The sequence below is a fragment of the Vibrio genomosp. F10 str. 9ZD137 genome, from assembly GCF_049974785.1.
Taxonomy (GTDB): Bacteria; Pseudomonadota; Gammaproteobacteria; order Enterobacterales; family Vibrionaceae; genus Vibrio.
In genome coordinates, this window is the sequence record NZ_JBNGCJ010000360.1 from 1 (window position 1) to 514 (window position 514).

The following is a 514-nucleotide window of genomic DNA, read 5'->3' on the forward strand; positions in this document are numbered from 1 at the left end:
CTCAGCGTTCCAAGTATGGCGGTGACCAAACCTTCAATATTGAGTTCGGCCGAGCTGTTGAGCACTAACAGACCTACGCCAATAATGCCTAACACACTGGCGGTCAGTTGTTGTGAAGAGAAGCTGGCACTCAATAGATACCAACTCATGATCATTACTATCACCGGCTGGATCGACATCACCATCGATGCCATGCCACCCGGTAGGTAGGTTGCCGCGAAAAATAAGCAATAAAAAAATAGCCCGATGTTCAGAAAACCTAGCACTGCCATACGAAGCCACCACAATCCAGTTGGCCACGCTCGGCTAATAAGCACCAGCACTATACCAGCTGGAAGCGAACGGATTGTTGAAGCAATAAGCGGACTTTCTGGAGGTAGTGCTTCTGTTGTGACTATATAGGTACTGCCCCAGACAATAGGTGCAATTGCGGTTAACGCTATTGTCTTAACTTGCTGAATCCTGCTCATAACTCTCCTTGACTGATCAGCCATTACTTTAGTGAAAGTATCTT

Annotated in this window: 1 protein-coding gene; it reads right to left on the bottom strand. The window is 46.9% G+C overall.

Annotated elements, in window-relative coordinates:
* Positions 1-470, bottom strand: a 470-nt coding sequence (locus tag ACP45E_RS08020; protein WP_158008370.1) for a DMT family transporter, incomplete at its 3' end; no start/stop codon positions are given.
* Positions 471-514 lie beyond the last annotated feature (44 nt).